Source organism: Paenibacillus sp. NPDC057886 (assembly GCF_042796655.1).
Classification (GTDB): domain Bacteria; phylum Bacillota; class Bacilli; order Paenibacillales; family Paenibacillaceae; genus Paenibacillus.
The window spans coordinates 189,489-205,771 of record NZ_JBHVMZ010000008.1 but is presented as its reverse complement, the minus strand read 5'-3'; the positions used below and the strand labels follow the sequence as shown (position 1 = coordinate 205,771).

General features: G+C 47.8%; 15 protein-coding genes. 11 read left to right on the top strand and 4 right to left on the bottom strand.

Annotated features, from left to right (window positions below; all coding sequences use genetic code 11):
- Window positions 1–41: 41 nt before the first annotated feature.
- From sdhA to ACFVQB_RS25630, 6 genes are all read left to right on the top strand, one after another.
- A complete protein-coding gene (sdhA, locus tag ACFVQB_RS25655) occupies window positions 42–1,784 on the top strand; it encodes a succinate dehydrogenase flavoprotein subunit (RefSeq protein ID WP_379446750.1) in 1,743 nt (580 codons plus the stop codon).
- Window positions 1,785–2,139: 355 nt separating this feature from the next.
- Complete coding sequence (gene sdhB, locus ACFVQB_RS25650; RefSeq protein ID WP_053783217.1) at window positions 2,140–2,904, top strand: succinate dehydrogenase iron-sulfur subunit; 765 nt, start codon at window positions 2,140–2,142, stop codon at window positions 2,902–2,904.
- Window positions 2,905–3,081: 177 nt separating this feature from the next.
- Window positions 3,082–4,023, top strand: coding sequence for a metallophosphoesterase (locus tag ACFVQB_RS25645; protein WP_379446744.1), 942 nt, complete (start codon window positions 3,082–3,084; stop codon window positions 4,021–4,023).
- Between the two features lie 39 nt (window positions 4,024–4,062).
- On the top strand, window positions 4,063–4,797 hold the full coding sequence (locus ACFVQB_RS25640) for a metallophosphoesterase family protein (protein WP_379446740.1): 735 nt from the start codon (window positions 4,063–4,065) through the stop codon (window positions 4,795–4,797).
- A gap of 185 nt (window positions 4,798–4,982) precedes the next feature.
- Entirely contained in the window at window positions 4,983–5,615 is a 633-nt protein-coding gene (locus ACFVQB_RS25635) for a GNAT family N-acetyltransferase (RefSeq protein ID WP_379446735.1), read from the top strand.
- Between the two features lie 547 nt (window positions 5,616–6,162).
- On the top strand, window positions 6,163–7,047 hold the full coding sequence (locus tag ACFVQB_RS25630; RefSeq protein WP_379446727.1) for an AraC family transcriptional regulator: 885 nt from the start codon (window positions 6,163–6,165) through the stop codon (window positions 7,045–7,047).
- Between the two features lie 194 nt (window positions 7,048–7,241).
- Here the strand turns inward: ACFVQB_RS25630 and ACFVQB_RS25625 are convergent, their stop codons facing one another.
- Together ACFVQB_RS25625 and ACFVQB_RS25620 are read right to left on the bottom strand one after the other, a co-directional pair.
- Complete coding sequence (locus tag ACFVQB_RS25625) at window positions 7,242–8,051, bottom strand: histidinol-phosphatase (protein ID WP_110001474.1); 810 nt, start codon at window positions 8,049–8,051, stop codon at window positions 7,242–7,244.
- 32 nt (window positions 8,052–8,083) lie between these two features.
- Window positions 8,084–8,986 carry a LysR family transcriptional regulator gene (locus ACFVQB_RS25620; protein ID WP_076290883.1) on the bottom strand — a complete coding sequence of 301 codons (903 nt, stop codon included), beginning with the start codon at window positions 8,984–8,986 and terminating at the stop codon, window positions 8,084–8,086.
- Between the two features lie 449 nt (window positions 8,987–9,435).
- Between ACFVQB_RS25620 and ACFVQB_RS25615 the strand changes: the two genes are divergently transcribed.
- The 5 genes from ACFVQB_RS25615 to ACFVQB_RS25595 all read left to right on the top strand — a co-directional run bounded on the left by ACFVQB_RS25615 (window position 9,436) and on the right by ACFVQB_RS25595 (window position 14,310).
- A complete protein-coding gene (locus tag ACFVQB_RS25615) occupies window positions 9,436–9,894 on the top strand; it encodes a chemotaxis protein CheX (RefSeq protein WP_379446720.1) in 459 nt (152 codons plus the stop codon).
- Between the two features lie 56 nt (window positions 9,895–9,950).
- Complete coding sequence (locus ACFVQB_RS25610; protein WP_379446715.1) at window positions 9,951–10,724, top strand: SDR family NAD(P)-dependent oxidoreductase; 774 nt, start codon at window positions 9,951–9,953, stop codon at window positions 10,722–10,724.
- 212 nt (window positions 10,725–10,936) lie between these two features.
- On the top strand, window positions 10,937–12,310 hold the full coding sequence (locus ACFVQB_RS25605) for a DEAD/DEAH box helicase (RefSeq protein WP_072735468.1): 1,374 nt from the start codon (window positions 10,937–10,939) through the stop codon (window positions 12,308–12,310).
- A 27-nt stretch (window positions 12,311–12,337) separates the two neighbouring features.
- Window positions 12,338–13,090, top strand: coding sequence for an ABC transporter ATP-binding protein (locus tag ACFVQB_RS25600; RefSeq protein WP_379446712.1), 753 nt, complete (start codon window positions 12,338–12,340; stop codon window positions 13,088–13,090).
- A gap of 2 nt (window positions 13,091–13,092) precedes the next feature.
- Window positions 13,093–14,310: an ABC transporter permease gene (locus ACFVQB_RS25595; protein ID WP_379446710.1), complete on the top strand. Its 1,218-nt coding sequence runs from the start codon at window positions 13,093–13,095 to the stop codon at window positions 14,308–14,310.
- Window positions 14,311–14,469: 159 nt separating this feature from the next.
- Here ACFVQB_RS25595 and ACFVQB_RS25590 read toward each other — a convergent pair whose 3' ends face one another.
- Together ACFVQB_RS25590 and ACFVQB_RS25585 are read right to left on the bottom strand one after the other, a co-directional pair.
- Complete coding sequence (locus ACFVQB_RS25590; RefSeq protein ID WP_208642755.1) at window positions 14,470–14,604, bottom strand: YjcZ family sporulation protein; 135 nt, start codon at window positions 14,602–14,604, stop codon at window positions 14,470–14,472.
- A gap of 280 nt (window positions 14,605–14,884) precedes the next feature.
- Window positions 14,885–16,183 (bottom strand): aminotransferase class I/II-fold pyridoxal phosphate-dependent enzyme, encoded by a 1,299-nt coding sequence (locus ACFVQB_RS25585; protein ID WP_379446707.1) that lies wholly within the window; start codon window positions 16,181–16,183, stop codon window positions 14,885–14,887.
- Window positions 16,184–16,283: the final 100 nt, after the last annotated feature.

The window sequence follows — 16,283 nt, the reverse complement described above, 5'->3', positions numbered from 1 at the left end:
ATTTGGACTTTAAATGCTGACTTATAAGGGAGTGAACAGCAATGGCATCATCTAATGTAATTATTGTGGGCGGAGGTCTCGCGGGATTGATGGCGGCGATCAAATCGGCTGAAGCCGGAGTCCATGTTCATTTATTTTCACTGGTTCCCGTCAAAAGATCCCACTCCGTATGTGCCCAAGGCGGTATCAACGGTGCGGTAAATACCAAGGGTGAGGGCGACTCCCCATGGGTACACTTTGACGATACAGTATACGGCGGTGACTTTTTGGCGAATCAGCCTCCAGTCAAGGCGATGTGTGAAGCGGCACCAGGTATCATTCACCTGATGGACCGGATGGGCGTAATGTTCAACCGGACACCGGAAGGTTTGCTTGATTTCCGTCGTTTCGGCGGAACGAAGCATCACCGTACGGCGTTTGCAGGTGCAACGACTGGACAACAGTTGCTCTACGCGTTGGATGAGCAAGTACGTCGCTGGGAAGCAGCGGGTCTCGTTACGAAGTATGAGAACTGGGAGTTCCTGCAGGCTGTTGTGGATGACGAAGGCACCTGCCGCGGGATTGTAGCACAGGATCTGAAAACGATGAAGGTACAAACGTTCCCGGCAGAAGCGGTTATTCTGGCGAGCGGTGGCCCTGGCATTATTTTCGGTAAAACAACCAACTCGGTTATCAATACAGGTACTGCCGCAAGTGCGGTGTATCAGCAGGGTGTAAATTACGCGAACGGTGAGTTCATTCAGATTCACCCGACTGCCATTCCAGGCGATGACAAACTGCGTCTGATGTCCGAATCGGCTCGTGGTGAAGGTGGACGGATCTGGACGTACAAAGACGGTAAGCCTTGGTACTTCCTCGAAGAAAAATATCCGTCATACGGTAACCTTGTTCCGCGTGATATCGCGACGCGCGAAATTTTCAGCGTCTGCGTGGATATGGGCCTCGGCGTGAACGGCGAGAACATGGTCTACCTTGACCTGTCACACAAAGATCCGAAGGAGCTGGATGTGAAACTCGGCGGAATCATTGAGATCTACGAGAAGTTCATGGGCGATGACCCACGTAAAATCCCGATGAAAATTTTCCCGGCAGTCCATTATTCCATGGGCGGCATGTGGGTAGATTATAACCAAATGACCAACATTCCAGGACTGTTCGCAGCTGGTGAATGTGAATACCAATATCATGGTGCGAACCGCCTGGGTGCGAATTCCCTGGTATCTGCAATCTACGGTGGTATGGTAGCTGGACCGAAAGCGGTTGAATATATCAAAGGACTCAAAAAATCGTCCGCAGATATCAGTTCTTCCGTATTCGAAGGTTATACTAAGCGCCAAACCGATAAATACGAAGGCATCCTGAACATGCAGGGCAGTGAAAACGCCTATGTCATTCACAAAGAGCTTGGTGAATGGATGACGGCGAACATGACGGTGGTACGTTACAACGATAAACTGGAAGCGACCATCGGCAAAATCAAGGAATTGAAAGAGCGTTATGGCAAAATCAACATGTACGACACTTCCGGTTGGAACAACCCGGGTGCAGCATTTACCCGTCAGCTGTGGAACATGCTTGAATTGGCAGAAGCGATGACTTTGGGCGCACTGCTACGTAACGAAAGCCGTGGAGCCCATTACAAACCGGACTTCACCGAACGGAACGACGAGGAATTCCTGAAAACAACCATCGCAAGCTGGTCGAAGGAAGGTCCAAAAATTTCGTACGAGCCTGTAGACGTTTCCTTGATCCCACCACGGATCCGGGACTACTCGAAGGATTAAGTGAACGAATTTATTTATATGGTTAAAAAGTTAGCACCTGAATGGAAAAAGCGGTAGACACATAGAGGCGAAGCGTACGCAGAGCTTCTATAAGTTACTGCCAACCAGAATGAATTATTGCTACTTTCAGTAAAGAGACTCTATGTGCACGACGCAGCGGAGGAGACGGAAATGTCCTGAAGAAGCGAAGCGCCCGCCTTTGATACCCCATTTTATTCAATAGAGATTCATTCACTAAAAATGGGGGAGCAACAGCGGTCGAAAGGACATTCCGCTGACGGAGCGTCTGCCGTGCTCCAAACGTCACTTTACGCATCAGCAATCAATCATCGTCACCAAAGGAGGGGACAACGATATGACGGACACAGCTACAGCAAAAAAAACCGTCAAGTTTATCATCACCCGTCAGGACAGCCCGGAGTCATCTTCGTACAACGAAGAGTTTGAGCTTCCGTACCGTCCCGGCATGAACGTTATTAGCGCCCTGATGGAGATCCAGCGGAACCCGGTCAATACAGAAGGCAAGTCCATTGCCCCGGTCTGCTGGGAATCGAACTGTCTCGAAGAAGTCTGTGGAGCATGCTCCATGGTCATTAACGGCAAGCCGCGTCAAGCGTGTGCAGCCCTGATCGATAAGCTCGAACAGCCGGTTCGGATCGAACCGATGAAAACCTTCCCGGTGGTTCGTGACCTCGTCATCGACCGTACCCGGATGTTTAACGCCCTGAAACGGGTTAAAGCGTGGATTCCGATTGACGGTACCTATGACCTCGGTCCAGGTCCGCGGATGCCTGAGAAGAAGCGTCAGTGGGCTTACGAGCTGTCCAAATGCATGACATGTGGTGTATGCCTCGAAGCTTGCCCGAACGTGAATGAAAAAACAGACTTTATTGGTCCGGCTGCACTTTCTCAGGTACGTCTGTTCAATGCTCACCCAACAGGGGAGATGAACGCTGAAGACCGCCTGGAAGCACTTATGGAAGACGGAGGTATTGAGGGCTGTGGTAACTCGCAGAACTGCGTGCGCTCTTGTCCAAAAGGTATTCCGTTGACTACCTCCATTGCCGAAATGAACAAACAAACGACCAAACATATGTTCAAACGCTGGTTGGGCGTGTAATCTATTCAGATCAAATGCAGAACTTCGAATCTGCACCTTTAGAAGAAGTCGTGATCCTGGGCACATATAGCCTAAGATCCCGGCTTCTTTTTCTGTACTCGCAAAGGAACCGGGCTAGTCATGCAGAATATGGTATACTAAGGGGATGGATTTGGAGCGGAAGAAGGAGGGGGACGCATGGGAGAAACACCGCGTGAGGGCAGCAAGATCTCGCCGCCCCGGCGCTCACAGTATGGATCTGATTCGGAGGACTCCATTTTTCCAGGAGAGGAAAAGGATCATGATCCCTCCCGGCGCAGTTTTTTGCTGCGCATGATCTTAATGACGGCGAGTGCCAGTCTACTCACAGGAGGATATGCCTGGTTATGGGAGCCTCGTCATCTGGAGATCAAGCACGTTGAATTGAAACTGCCCAAGTTTCCAAAAGCATTCGAGGGACTGCGTGTCATTCAGTTCAGTGATGCTCATCTTGGATTCCATACAGGGCTGAAACAAATGGAGAAGCTGGCTGAAACGATACGGGAGCAGCAGCCTGATCTGATTTGCTTTACCGGAGATATGGTTGAACGGGAAGCAGAACCGATGCGCGAATGTATTCCTGCACTGGCTTCCATGCAAGCGAAGTATGGCAAATATGCCGTATTAGGGAACCATGATTATCGAGGCCAGCAGCAGCATGAAGTGGAGCTGATGTTCAAAGAGTCCGGGTTCACGTTGCTCAGAAACAGCCATGTTCTGATTGAACGGGGGGAGTCACGTATCGCGATAGCAGGTCTGGATGACGCGCTTACCGGCAGGCCTGATCCTACTGCGGCAATCAAGGGACTGAGTAGAGAGGTCTGGAAACTGTTGCTTATGCATGAGCCCGATTATGCAGACATTGCGGCACCTTACGGTTTCGGACTACAGCTCTCTGGACACAGTCATGGCGGGCAGGTGCGTTTTCCCTGGATTGGGGCGTTGACAACACCCAGAGGTTCACAGAAGTATATTCAAGGGTTATATTACGCAGGGGATAGGCATATGCCAGTCTATGTGAACCGTGGCTTTGGCATGACCCAACTGCCGATTCGCTTTTTGTGCAGGCCGGAATTGACGGTTTTTGAACTAAAGGGTTAACAACATAAAGAATATAGAGCATAAAGGGAGGTTAGCCAGATGGAACGAATTGCGATTGTATCCGATATTCATGGCAACATGACTGCTTGGGAAGCGGTATTAAAAGATATTCGGAGTCGCGGATTGAAGCGAATCTTTTGTCTTGGCGACCTCGTTGGTAAGGGGCCTGATCCGGTACAGGTTGTAGATCTGGTAAGAGAGACTTGTGAGCAAGTTATCCGTGGGAACTGGGATGAGTTGGTTGCGGTTAATCAGAACAATGAGAATTTTACTTGGCAAGCGAAGCGGCTGGGTAAGGAGAGATTGGCATATCTGGAGAGCTTGCCGTTCAGCCACCAATTAGAGCTGAGTGGTCGTACGATCCGCTTGGTGCATGCCTCTCCCCAAAGTGTGTATCACCGTGTACAGCCATGGGATGAGATCGAGAAGAGGTTAGCCATGTTCGATCCTCCGGCAGATGAGCCTGAGCTTGGTGTGGCGGATGTCGTAGGATATGGAGATGTGCATAATGCATACTTGCAATTTATGAATGGGAAAATGTTGTTCAATGCAGGCAGCGTGGGTAACCCGCTTGATTTTACCCAGGCTTCTTACTGTATTCTTGAAGGAGAGAACAGCAACGATCGGAACATCCCGTTCAACCTTCAATTTGTAAGGGTACCTTATGATATTGAGCAGGAAGTACAGATTGCTCAGCAGGCCCAGGTGCCTTCGCTTGACTTCTATATCCGAGAGCTTCGTACAGGCGTCTATCGTGGGTTACAAACGGATTAGTCATCTCAGGAATAAACGACTGTAATGAATTGGCATACTAATGTTCGGGCTACTGCTACTGATCGTAGTGCTGTTGAGTATATCGATGTTTTATCGTTTATCCATGTATCTATTTGCGCCGGATCATCCTCAGAGCATGCTTGTCTTACCGGACTAGAACCCGTTAGGCAAAAGGAGCGATTGTCATGCTGACCCGAAAAATGCTGGGCCAAGGATTGCCTGCTTTATGGACAGAGCGCCTTGTTCTTCGATCATTACGTCAGAGTGATTACAGCACGTTGTCGGAGCTGTTTTCCGACCCGCAGGTGATCCGTTATGTAAACAGGGGAAGTCAGCCCACGCCAATTCGGGCTCGGAGATTATTGAATCAGATTCGCAGCAGCAGTGCCAAGCTGGACTCACTGCATTACGGCATCTGCTGGAAAGGCAGCGAACAGATCATCGGCATCACTTCATTCCAGCATTGGAACGACCAGAACGGTACCGCACAGATCGGATACATTCTGAACAGATCTTGCTGGGGTAAGGGAGTCGCGACTGAGGCAGTACAGCGATTGCTGGAATTCGGTTTTGCCGAGCTTAATTTGTGCAAAGTGGAAGCCCGCTGTTACGAGGCAAATGTATCGTCCGAACGGGTTCTCTGTAAAAGCGGTATGAATTATGAACGCACCCTTCCCTCGTTTGTTTTGAATCATGAGGATGGTGAGGCGCCGGATACCCTGCTGGATGTTAAGGTGTATAGTCTGTATCGTGAACAGCATGTCCGTTCTCATTGGGAAAATTGCCTGCAAACGTTGGTATCCGACAAGCACGAGTAACATAGAATAGAGCATATTGCATAAATCCAAAGAGCGTCTTTCAATCAGCAAAATATAGATCGAAATGTTTCTATTCGTCTATATCTTTTTACTCGGAAGCGAGTTGAATCGAATTATGCAAAATGCTGAATAATATGAAACAGCTGAGTCTTGAAACGAACTTCAATCATTTGTTACACAATTGAAATATAGCTGCAATTGAACTCTAACAGACAGCGGGTAAACTTATCTCATGACCCCCTTTTTGATAAATAGATTATGCTGTTGGGACCCGCTGTTTGCGGGTTCATTTTTTTTGCCTATACAAGTTTAACTATGGAATTGTGATTTATCTCATAAAACCAAAGTCTCCATTATTAACCCATAAATGTATGCTTATATTGGCCATACCAAATTGTTTCATGTTTTCTATAATACATACGGAAGTATATCCTTCAGAGCAGATCATTCGAAACGACATAAATTTTCCAAGGAAACTTAATTGTGCACAAATAGTTGCGATATGAAAACTTAGCATAATTATACTCCTGTTAAGAGGAGGGATCAGATGGATTGGCTTATGAGGATGAATCGGGCGTTGGATTACATCGAATTGAATCTAACTGGCGAGATTAAATTGAAGGAGATCGCTCAATGTGCTTGTTGCTCTTCACATCAGTTCCAAAGAATGTTCTCATTCATTACAGATGTATCTCTTGCAGAATATATAAGGAGAAGACGGCTTACTCTTGCTGCAATTGAATTGCAGAATAGTGATATGAGAGTTGTTGATATTGCTCTAAAGTATGGTTATGAATCTCCAGTTTCATTCGCAAGGGCTTTTCAATTTTTGCATGGTGTTAATCCAGCAATGGCTCGAGAAGAAGGGACTGCTCTCAAAGCCTATCCTCGGCTTTCCTTCCTTATTTCAATTAAAGGGGAAAAGGCTATGAACTACCGTATCGAGACAAAAGAATCCTTTCAAGTATTCGGAATTGAAAAAATATTTCAATTAAACGGACTAGACACACCAGCAGAATTATGGAAGCAAAGCCATGCTAACGGCGAAGTTGAACGGCTTGCGGACAATGCAGGCGACCTACCAGCCTTTTTAAATCAGGACTATCATAAAGTACATGCTGTTTGTAGCTACAAAAAAACAGATGAGGATCGTTTTCCGTACATGCTGGCCGCGTTTAAAGGCGATTCAAGTAAAACTGACGGATATACAAGTATAACAATATCAGCTCAAACCTGGGCTATTTTTCCCTCTGATCCGTTCACATGGGACAAATTTGATGAAATAATTGAGACGTTGTATAAACGATTCTTCTCCGAATGGCTTCCCACTGCTGGATACGAACAGGTCGATGGAATGGAATTTGAAATGACTGGAGTTAAAGACGGACTTAATTTTGTTGAGCTTTGGTTTGCAGTAAGGAAAATAACGTAGGTGTGACTGACTAAAGGCATATTCTTTGATTTTATTCAAATTGAATAGAGCAGTTTGTAAGTTTCAACTGCTCTATTCTTCGTCTAGCCACCCTTTTGTTCGAGAACAAACTATCTTTTTTCATATTCGGATACGAACTTAAAACCCCCACAGCGTTTTTTCACGCCGTGGGGGTTACAGTGGTGCTCCTTTGTTTAAAACGGCACAACTTGCATTTGTTTCTGCTTGAAATATACCCATTCGGTGAATCCAATCTCTTGCAGACGTGTACGAACGTCATCCAGTTCATCGGCAACACGCTGCGGTTTGTGGGCATCCGATCCGAAGGTCACTTTCACTCCGTAATGATGCGCACGTTCCAGAATGGCATCGGACGGGTACCAGCCACCGCTAAGCTTGGTTTTACCCGACGTATTAATTTCAATAGCCACGTTCGATTCTGCAATGACCTGCAACGTTTCATCAATGGCTTGATCTGCAATAATGTCCGAGAAAGGAGGATAATTTCCTTTCATGGCATCAATATGTCCGAGAATCTGGAACATGCCGCTTCGGGCTGATTGCCGAATCAATGCGTAGTAACTCTCTTTCACTTCAACCTTACGTGCATCGCTTAATCCGTTCCAGCGGGTTTTGTTGAATATGCTGACATCTTCCGTATGGTGAACTGAACCAATAATATAATCAAAAGGATATTGCCCCAGTGTATTGCGATACAATTCGGCATGGACAGGGAAATAGTCTGATTCAATGCCAAGCAGCACATCAATTTTGCCAGCGTATTCTTCCTTCAGAGCCAGTACTTCCTCCACATAATGACGTAATTCCGACTTGCCCATCGCGATCCGGGGGAAAGCCTGCTCCTCGTCACTGCCGAAGTAAGGTGTATGATCCGAGATACCGATGACCTGAAGTCCAGACTGGATCCCTGCCTCGATATAGTCTCGAATATTGCCGTCTGCATGACCACAACGAAAATGATGGGTGTGAAGATCAAATTTCATATGGAAATCCTTCCTTTCTCATGGCTCATTTATCATTCTGAACTGATGAACTGGGTCTCCGGCATGCCTTTGAGATCGCTCAGGAATTGCTGCATGGCCGAATTGAGATAACGACTTGATTTGTAAATGACTCCGACAGGGTGACTGACCTCCAGTTCACTGAGTGGAATCATGCGCAGTGTGCCTTGCCGCAACTCGTGGGCAACGGATTGTTTGGATATAACGGCTGCCCCGAGATTGATCTCAACCATCCGTTTTACTTCCTCGCTGCTCGACAACTCCATGACGATATTGGGCTCAATATTATGTTTCTTGAAAATGCCCTCTGTAAAGCGGCGCCCCACTGTATCCGGAGATAGCAAAATCAGAGGTGTGCTGCGCAGGACATCCACCGCAGCATGCTTTTGCTTCGCCAGTGGATGGAATGGGGATACCACCAGTTCGAATGTATCATAATACAGCACGGACGTATTAAGGTTAGGATTACGCTCCGTGAGATAACCGATACCAATATCGACCATACCATTCTCGACCTGGGTATAGATCTGTGAGGAAGGCAGGGATTGGATACTGGTTTTGATGAGTGGAAATTGATCCTGAAAGTAGGATAAGACCCGTGGCAAAATCTGAATGGCAATGGACGTGGTTGTACCGAGTCTGATATGTCCCTGAGGGGTCTCATCGAGATCCATCAGTTTCTGTTTCAGCTCACCCACGATGTCCAGCATACGTTCGGCATGTTGAAGAAACACCTGTCCACGATCGGTGAGGGTGACCGGTTGGTTACGATCGACAAGAACGGTGCTGAACTCATCCTCCAGACTCTTGATCTGGGCCGAGACGGCAGGCTGAGTCAGATTTAGGAGTTCTCCGGCTTTGCGGAAACTCATCGTTTTCGATATGGTAATCAGCGTCTCCAGTTGACTGATATTCATGTATGGCCTCCTTGCACGTAAAATGTCTTCTGTCTATCCATAGGTGGAATCCCGTAACTGGTCATTGCTTGCGTTCCTTAAATTATAGGTGATTCAGGACAGCAGGGCAATGAAGGGGACAACATGGATTTGGGGAGGTCCATTAGAACGAGAAATTAATTTTATTTCAAGAAATTAAAATTATTAATATTTTAAGAAACAGTAAAAAAGTCCTAAATGCCTTTTGCCATGCCTCTCCATGGTAAATGTTCTTGCAACAGATGCGAAAAGCCTCGTTTTTTCGCTAGAATCAGCTATAAACATTTGCCCTGCGGATGACGATAAATTATAGTACACATGCCTTACCGAATTCTTGGTGAATTCTTGTACGTGATAAAGTATAATAAATTTATTGAATATGGGACTTTTGGTGTGTGACCAATAACCCAGTGTAAGGGGGACATTAGACAGTGAAAGCGGAAGTGATTAATCCTTTCCTGGAATCCGCACGGAACGTATTCGAACAGCTCATCCAGGTTTCGCCTTCCACCGGGAGTCTTGGCGTGAAAAATGTGGAGTACATTGCAGACCATGTCTGGATCGTGATCGGAATGACTGGACAACTGAGCGGAAACATCGTGTTTGGAATACAAGAGTCGGTTGCATTGAAAATCGTTTCTGCCATGATGGGCGGCTTTGTCATTACAGAAATGGACGAAATGAGTAAAAGTGCTATTTCGGAACTTGGCAATATGATTAGCGGCAATGCAAGTACCATCCTGTCCAATCAGGGTGTCGTTGTTGATATTACACCTCCACAAGTGATGAATTCTGAATATCTGACTTCCTTTACTGCAACAAAGGCATTGAGCATTCCTTTGCTGATGGACGGAATTGGTCAGATGGATATTCAAGTGATGATCTCGTAGAATAGAACCATACGCCTCAAAGGGCGATATGTGTTCAATACGGGAGGACATAGGGTATGCTGAAAGATCAGGTTGTTTTTATCACAGGTGCGTCGAGCGGAATTGGTGCGCTCTGTGCGCAGATGTTGATAGAAGAAGGAGCCATCCCGATTCTGGCTGCCCGCTCGCAGGAGAAGCTGGAAGAGATTGGTGCTTCGCTAAAAGGGCAACATGAACTACTCACGTTAGATGTAACGAATGATGAGCAAGTTCAGACAGCCGTGGATGCGATGTTGCAGAAATACGGACGAATCGATATTTTGCTGAATAACGCTGGCTACGGAAAATTTGCGGCGATGACGGATATGTCTGTGCAGGAATTCGATGAGATGATGGACGTTAATTACATGGGCATTGTTCGCTGTACCAAAGCAGTGTTGCCGCAAATGTTACAACGAGGCAGAGGACAAATCGTGAATGTAGCTTCCATGGCTGGCAAGATCGGAACTGCAAAATCCGCTTCATATACGGCAACCAAACATGCCGTACTTGGCTTTAGCAATGCCCTGCGCCAGGAACTTCGCAAGACCGGAGTCACGGTAACGACCATTAATCCCGGACCCATCGATACACCGTTCTTCCAACGGGCTGACCCCTCCGGTAACTATGTTAATAATGTACGCTGGATGATGTTGAAGCCGGAAGAGGTTGCGGGGCATATGATCCGGGCGATGAAGAAGCGTAAGGAAGAAGTGAATCTGCCCAGACTGGCTTCGGCTGGAGTGTGGCTGTATCAGCTATTTCCGCGTCTCGCTGACAGGCTGTCGCACGGTGTGATGAATCAGAAGTAAGATGCAACAATGGGCATCATATATCGGATGAAAGAAGGGCTCCGCCGAGGGGCTTTTCTTTTTTTTGTGTGCAAAAACATCTTTCATGAATAAGATTTGGTCCGCAGGCTTTTTTCGCATATAATGAAAGGTAATGTGATGACAGGCTTCGGTTTTATTAGTACAAGCAGGGCTAGAGCATCGAAACGAATAAATTTAAAGGATGGACATACATGACGAATCAAACATTTGCTTCAATTGGCGTAGAACAGGATCTTGAGGCTGTACTCGCCAGACATGGCATCAACGAACCTTCACCGGTACAGGCACAGACGATCCCGGTTATTTTGGAAGGTCGCGATGTGGTTTCGAAATCTCAGACGGGAACAGGCAAGACGCTCGCTTATCTGCTGCCACTGCTGCAATCCATCAAAAGTGATGTAAAAGGGACACAGAAGCTCATTATAGCTCCTACACAAGAGCTGGCGATGCAGATTGTACGCGAGGCACAGCGGTATGGAGAAGAACGCAAAATTGGCGTTCTGGGGCTAATTGGCGGCGCAGCAGTAAAACGTCAGATCGAGAAGCTGCGTGAGCACCCAGAACTGGTTGTGGGGACGCCAGGACGACTGAAGGAATTAATCACGCTGAAAAAGCTGAAAATGCATAACGTCTCCACGATCGTTATTGACGAGGCAGACCAGGTATTCCAGCTCGGCGGGGTAAGCGACGTGGACTTCGTATTGCGCAGTGCCCTGCGCGACCGTCAGCTCATTTTCCTGTCAGCAACGATTGATGAACATACGGCTGGACTTGCGAAGCGGGAGATGAAAGAGCCGGTACAGATCGGAATTGAACCGGACCGGGCAACCGCGGCAGGACTGGAGCATTTTTATTTTGTGGAAGAAAACCGTAACAAAATTGATATGCTGCGTCGTCTGGTTAGACAGTATAACCCGGATCGCGCCATCGTCTTTGTGAATGCTACCGAGGATATTGGCGAGGTTGAAGCGAAAATGAATCATCTGGGCTTCTCCGCAGCTGCGCTGTATGGAGATGCTGACAAAGTGACCCGCAGCAACGTGCTATCCGCTTTCCGCAACGGCAAACTGCAACTGTTGATCGCGAGCGAGGTTGCAGCCAGAGGACTGGATATTGAAGGTTTGCCGATGGTCATTAACTATGACCCTGCATTTGATTCGGAGCACTATGTTCACCGTGCAGGAAGAACAGGTCGTATGGGTCGCAGTGGTATCGTGTTGTCGATCGTGGATGAAACGCAAATTTTCATAATGCGCAAGTTTGCGCGGGAACTTGGAATTGAATTGCCGGAACGTGTACTGTTCGGGGGTAAAGTGCTTGAGGCTGATCCGCGTCCGGATACACGACCTGAAGGACATTCTTTCTCCAGAAAACCAGGGCAGTCTCGGGATCGTAAACCTGGTCAGGCCAGCCGCAATGGCGGTGCCAGAACTGCTGCTTCGAATCAACGTCCGGCGGGCGGCAAGCCAGCTGGCAATACAGGCAGAACAGAACGAGACCAGGATCGCAAGAACAAGGGCGCTCCCAAATGGAGCAAAGGCAAAGAGCCACGCTCTGAAGAATAAAACCTGACGAAAGAGGTGCAGGGATAGATGGATAACGTTCAACCACCCGTATTGAAAATCAACGGGCTAAGCGGAGGATACAGTGCCAAGCGGCCGGTCCTCCACGGCATCGATCTGGAAGTTGGACGCGGAGAAATGGTCGGACTGATCGGATTAAATGGTGCTGGCAAAAGTACTACGATGAAGCATATTTTAGGATTGATGACCCCTCAACAGGGAGAAGTGCGGGTCATGGGCAAGAAGCGGGACGAAGACCCACAGGTATATCAATCCGCCATGGCCTTTGTACCGGAATCTCCTGAGCTGTACGACGAGATGACAGTCATGGAGCATCTGGAGTTTACGGCCAGAGCATATGGTGTTTCTGAGACTGATTTCAAAAAGCGTACGGAGAAACTGCTGGACTTGTTCCGCATGAATGAGAAAAGTACAAGTCTATCGACCCACCTGTCCAAAGGCATGCGGCAAAAGGTCATGATCATGTGTGCTTTTGTGGCAGGTCCGCCACTCTATATCATTGATGAGCCTTTCCTGGGACTTGACCCACTCGGGATTCGCTCTTTGCTTGATTTTATGCTCGAAATGAAGGCTTCGGGATCATCCATTTTGTTGAGTTCACACATTCTGTCCACCATTGAAAATTACTGTGACCGTTTTATTGTCCTGCACCGAGGACAGGTCATTGCTCAAGGGACGCTGAATGAGCTGCGTACTCAATTCGGGGAATCGAATGCCACGTTGGAGCATATGTTCTATTCCCTTGTACAAGGCAGGGATTAAGCATGGATCTCAAGCAGTTATGGAAGCAAAGACGCACGGGATTCTGGAATGGAATTCTTCCTTATCTGGGTTATGTCATTCAGAGCGGCGTAGCCATGGTTTTCTTATTTCTCGTCATTGCGTTCTCCGCCTGGTATACATCGTTTGTACAGCACATTCCGGCGGGATTTCCGATTCGCTGGATTACGTTGCTGTTGCTGGCACCTCTGGTGCTGTTTAGCAGTTATCGTACATATCTGCATCCGGCAGACATCGTATTTTTACGTCCGCAGGAATATCGGATGCACGAATATCTGAAAAACAGCTTCGCTCGCGGCATGATCTATAAAACCTTGGGCATGCTGCTCGTATTTGTTACGTTGTGGCCGCTCTATGTTCGAGCAGATCAGGATGCAAGGCCATTTGGCTGGTTTATCCTGCTTCTCCTGTTGTGGAAAGGGCTATCGAGCTATGGGGCTTGGCAGGAACTACGCATGGTGCAAATCGGTGCCGCCAGAGGATATCGTTTGCTCCGATGGGCATTGGCTGTACTGGCGATTGCCGCCTGGTTGTGGCAGCCTCCACAGCGCAGCATCTGGTTCCTGCTGCTGCTGGCTGTCGTATATATCGTTGCCCTGCGTATTCCTTTGAAACATCGGGTTTCATGGGAACGTCTCATTCAGGTGGAGCAGGGCCAGGCTGGACGAGTGATGCGCACGCTGGGATGGTTTGTAGATGTGCCTTCATCAGGCCAAAAAGTAAGTTCTCGCCGCTGGCTCAGCAAATGGGGGAGTGGCCTCCCGTGGAATGCAGGGAAAGCTTATCGCTATCTGATCACCAAAACGTTCATCCGAACTGAAGTGTTCTCTATCGTTGTGCGCTTGGTTGTACTGGGTATGCTGCTGTCCTGGTGGACGGCAGGCAGTTATTTCGGTATAGGTGTATACCTGTTCTTCCTGCTGCTTGTGGGTGTGCAACTGGGTGCGCTGCGTCGCAGTCATGGTGAATCGTTCTGGATTATGATTTATCCCATCTCGGGAGAGAGTCGTCGTTCTCAGGTGCTGGGGTTCATCTCGAATCTGCATGCACTGGCTGCCTTGCTCATGTGGCTGCCGATGCTGGTTGCGGGATGGAGTGGACTGAGCATGACCGTAGCAGCGTTGGTCCTTGGTATGCTGGTCATCTACTTGATGCGACGTTCTCAGGGCAACAAGTGGTTGAAGGAAGAAGAGGATGAATGAACGGTCGAGCGTCTGACTAGTGAACGTTCAATGGCAACGCCGACTAGGGGCTCTTGCGTAACATAACACAAGAAGGGTATTCCGAGCTGTATCCCGGAATACCCTTCTTTGTACTACAGTCAGCTTACCTTGTTCTGACTCCTGGTGAGGACGTATGGACTAACAGAGGAACGATTTTGTGATAATGACGAGCAAGATAAACAGAACGAGAATGGCACCTGTATTTGTAAATCCTCCGTAACCGTAACCGCCGCATCCATAACCGCCTCTTGTTTCTTCAACAACTCCAGACATGGTCATTCCCCTTTCAAGTGGTGTTGGGCACGCCCTTGCGTACATCGTATATTATGTGCCTTGGGGATAGGCTGATTGGGCCGTTGCCCGGTAAAGCTTGAAAATCATCGTTTTGGGCATTTGCCCGTCAAGATAGCAATACGTTTTCAAGGTGGAATACAAAACACCCCTTTGTATCGAGAGACATTCACCAGGATACAAAGGGGTTTATATTTGTCAGGAAACGGACGCAAGTCTGCTCCCTGACTTATTTATTTGGATAAATATTACTACATATGAATTAAGTTGTCTGTAGATCCAAAACTCCACGATAGATTGTATCGAACAGATCTTCCAGTCCGGATTCTTCAATACAAGAGAAGGCAATTCGCAGATCGGCCTCACCCAGCGCAATGGTACCGACGCCGTATTGCTGTAACAAATGGGTCCGGAGTTGCTCTGCGCCCACATCCTTCAGCTTCAGACACATGAAGTAACCGGAGTTGAACGGATAATAATCCCATACCTCACCGTATTTACCACTGTCGAGGATGGCTTTTACTTTGTTGGCGCGGCCTTTCATGATTTCAAACTTCTCCAGCTTCTGTGCTTCGAACTCAGGTGCTTTCAGCGCATCCAATACAAAAGTTTGGGAAGGATGAGGACCACTGGAGATGGTTGCCCGGATAATACCGAGTGTTTTTTGCTCCAGAGCATGGAGAACCGCAGCATCTTCATGAGCGTACGTGATGAATCCAACGCGGAAGCCCCATACGAATTCTTCCTTCGTGGCACCGTCAACTTTGACAGTCAACACACGTGGGTGGAGGTTCGCCAGTTTGCCAAACAGGGATTCGTGAATTGAATCTTCGAAGAAGAGACCAAAGTAGGCATCATCTGTCACTGCAACGACGTTCACACCAGCCTCAGCCGCCTGACGAATCGTATCTACGATTGCATCTGCTTCTTCGGCTCCAGGCGTATAACCTGTCGGGTTGTTCGGGAAGTTCAGCAGCACGATGGCTTTGCCTTTGTCCTTCTGTGCAAGCAACGCTTCGAGTAGGCCTGCACTGTTGAAGTTCAATTGATCATCGAACAGAGGATAATGAACTAACTCGCCGTGACGACGAATTCCGAAGGTCAGCTCATAATTTTCCCAGTTTTTATCCGGATATATAACAGCGTCCCCTTCTTCGGCGAACAGGTCGGCTACGATACTCAGTCCATGAGTTAATGCGTTAGTCACAATTGGGTTACCAAACGTTTTACCTTCAAGGGAAGGTGTTTCCTTCAGCATCTTGTCTCTCCATACCGTCCGCAACTCAGGCTTCCCTGCAGGCGGAGCGTAAGGGTACAAATCCTTCGGTTGGTATGCGGACAGCTTATCCTGAATAACAGCTAAGTGCATCGGCACACCGCCTTCCAGAGCAATACCAATCGTAGCATTGTAGGTTTTGGCCAGACTTGCTGCTTCAGCGGACTGACTCAAGATACCTTCTTTTGGAAAATAGATTTCTTTGCCGAGCTGCGACAGCATGGAGTAGACGTGACTGCTGCCTGCCTGAATACTTTCGTTCAACTGTTCAGCCAGTGGATTCATTCTTTTCATCCTTCCAAGTCTTTGGGATTCAACTGCCTAACATTATAACACCTTGCCTTGCCCCCGTCACGGAAATTACGCATAATGACAGTTTTATCAC

What these genes read in the sequence shown, in the direction of transcription:
- ACFVQB_RS25645 (WP_379446744.1), top strand. Translation starts at nt 3,082, where the DNA reads ATGGGAGAAACACCGCGTGAGGGCAGCAAGATCTCGCCGCCCCGGCGC.
- ACFVQB_RS25625 (WP_110001474.1), bottom strand. Translation starts at nt 8,051, where the DNA reads ATGAAATTTGATCTTCACACCCATCATTTTCGTTGTGGTCATGCAGAC.
- ACFVQB_RS25610 (WP_379446715.1), top strand. Translation starts at nt 9,951, where the DNA reads ATGCTGAAAGATCAGGTTGTTTTTATCACAGGTGCGTCGAGCGGAATT.
- ACFVQB_RS25605 (WP_072735468.1), top strand. Translation starts at nt 10,937, where the DNA reads ATGACGAATCAAACATTTGCTTCAATTGGCGTAGAACAGGATCTTGAG.
- ACFVQB_RS25595 (WP_379446710.1), top strand. Translation starts at nt 13,093, where the DNA reads ATGGATCTCAAGCAGTTATGGAAGCAAAGACGCACGGGATTCTGGAAT.
- ACFVQB_RS25630 (WP_379446727.1), top strand. Translation starts at nt 6,163, where the DNA reads ATGGATTGGCTTATGAGGATGAATCGGGCGTTGGATTACATCGAATTG.
- ACFVQB_RS25640 (WP_379446740.1), top strand. Translation starts at nt 4,063, where the DNA reads ATGGAACGAATTGCGATTGTATCCGATATTCATGGCAACATGACTGCT.
- sdhB (WP_053783217.1), top strand. Translation starts at nt 2,140, where the DNA reads ATGACGGACACAGCTACAGCAAAAAAAACCGTCAAGTTTATCATCACC.
- sdhA (WP_379446750.1), top strand. Translation starts at nt 42, where the DNA reads ATGGCATCATCTAATGTAATTATTGTGGGCGGAGGTCTCGCGGGATTG.
- ACFVQB_RS25600 (WP_379446712.1), top strand. Translation starts at nt 12,338, where the DNA reads ATGGATAACGTTCAACCACCCGTATTGAAAATCAACGGGCTAAGCGGA.
- ACFVQB_RS25585 (WP_379446707.1), bottom strand. Translation starts at nt 16,183, where the DNA reads ATGAATCCACTGGCTGAACAGTTGAACGAAAGTATTCAGGCAGGCAGC.
- ACFVQB_RS25590 (WP_208642755.1), bottom strand. Translation starts at nt 14,604, where the DNA reads ATGTCTGGAGTTGTTGAAGAAACAAGAGGCGGTTATGGATGCGGCGGT.
- ACFVQB_RS25620 (WP_076290883.1), bottom strand. Translation starts at nt 8,986, where the DNA reads ATGAATATCAGTCAACTGGAGACGCTGATTACCATATCGAAAACGATG.
- ACFVQB_RS25635 (WP_379446735.1), top strand. Translation starts at nt 4,983, where the DNA reads ATGCTGACCCGAAAAATGCTGGGCCAAGGATTGCCTGCTTTATGGACA.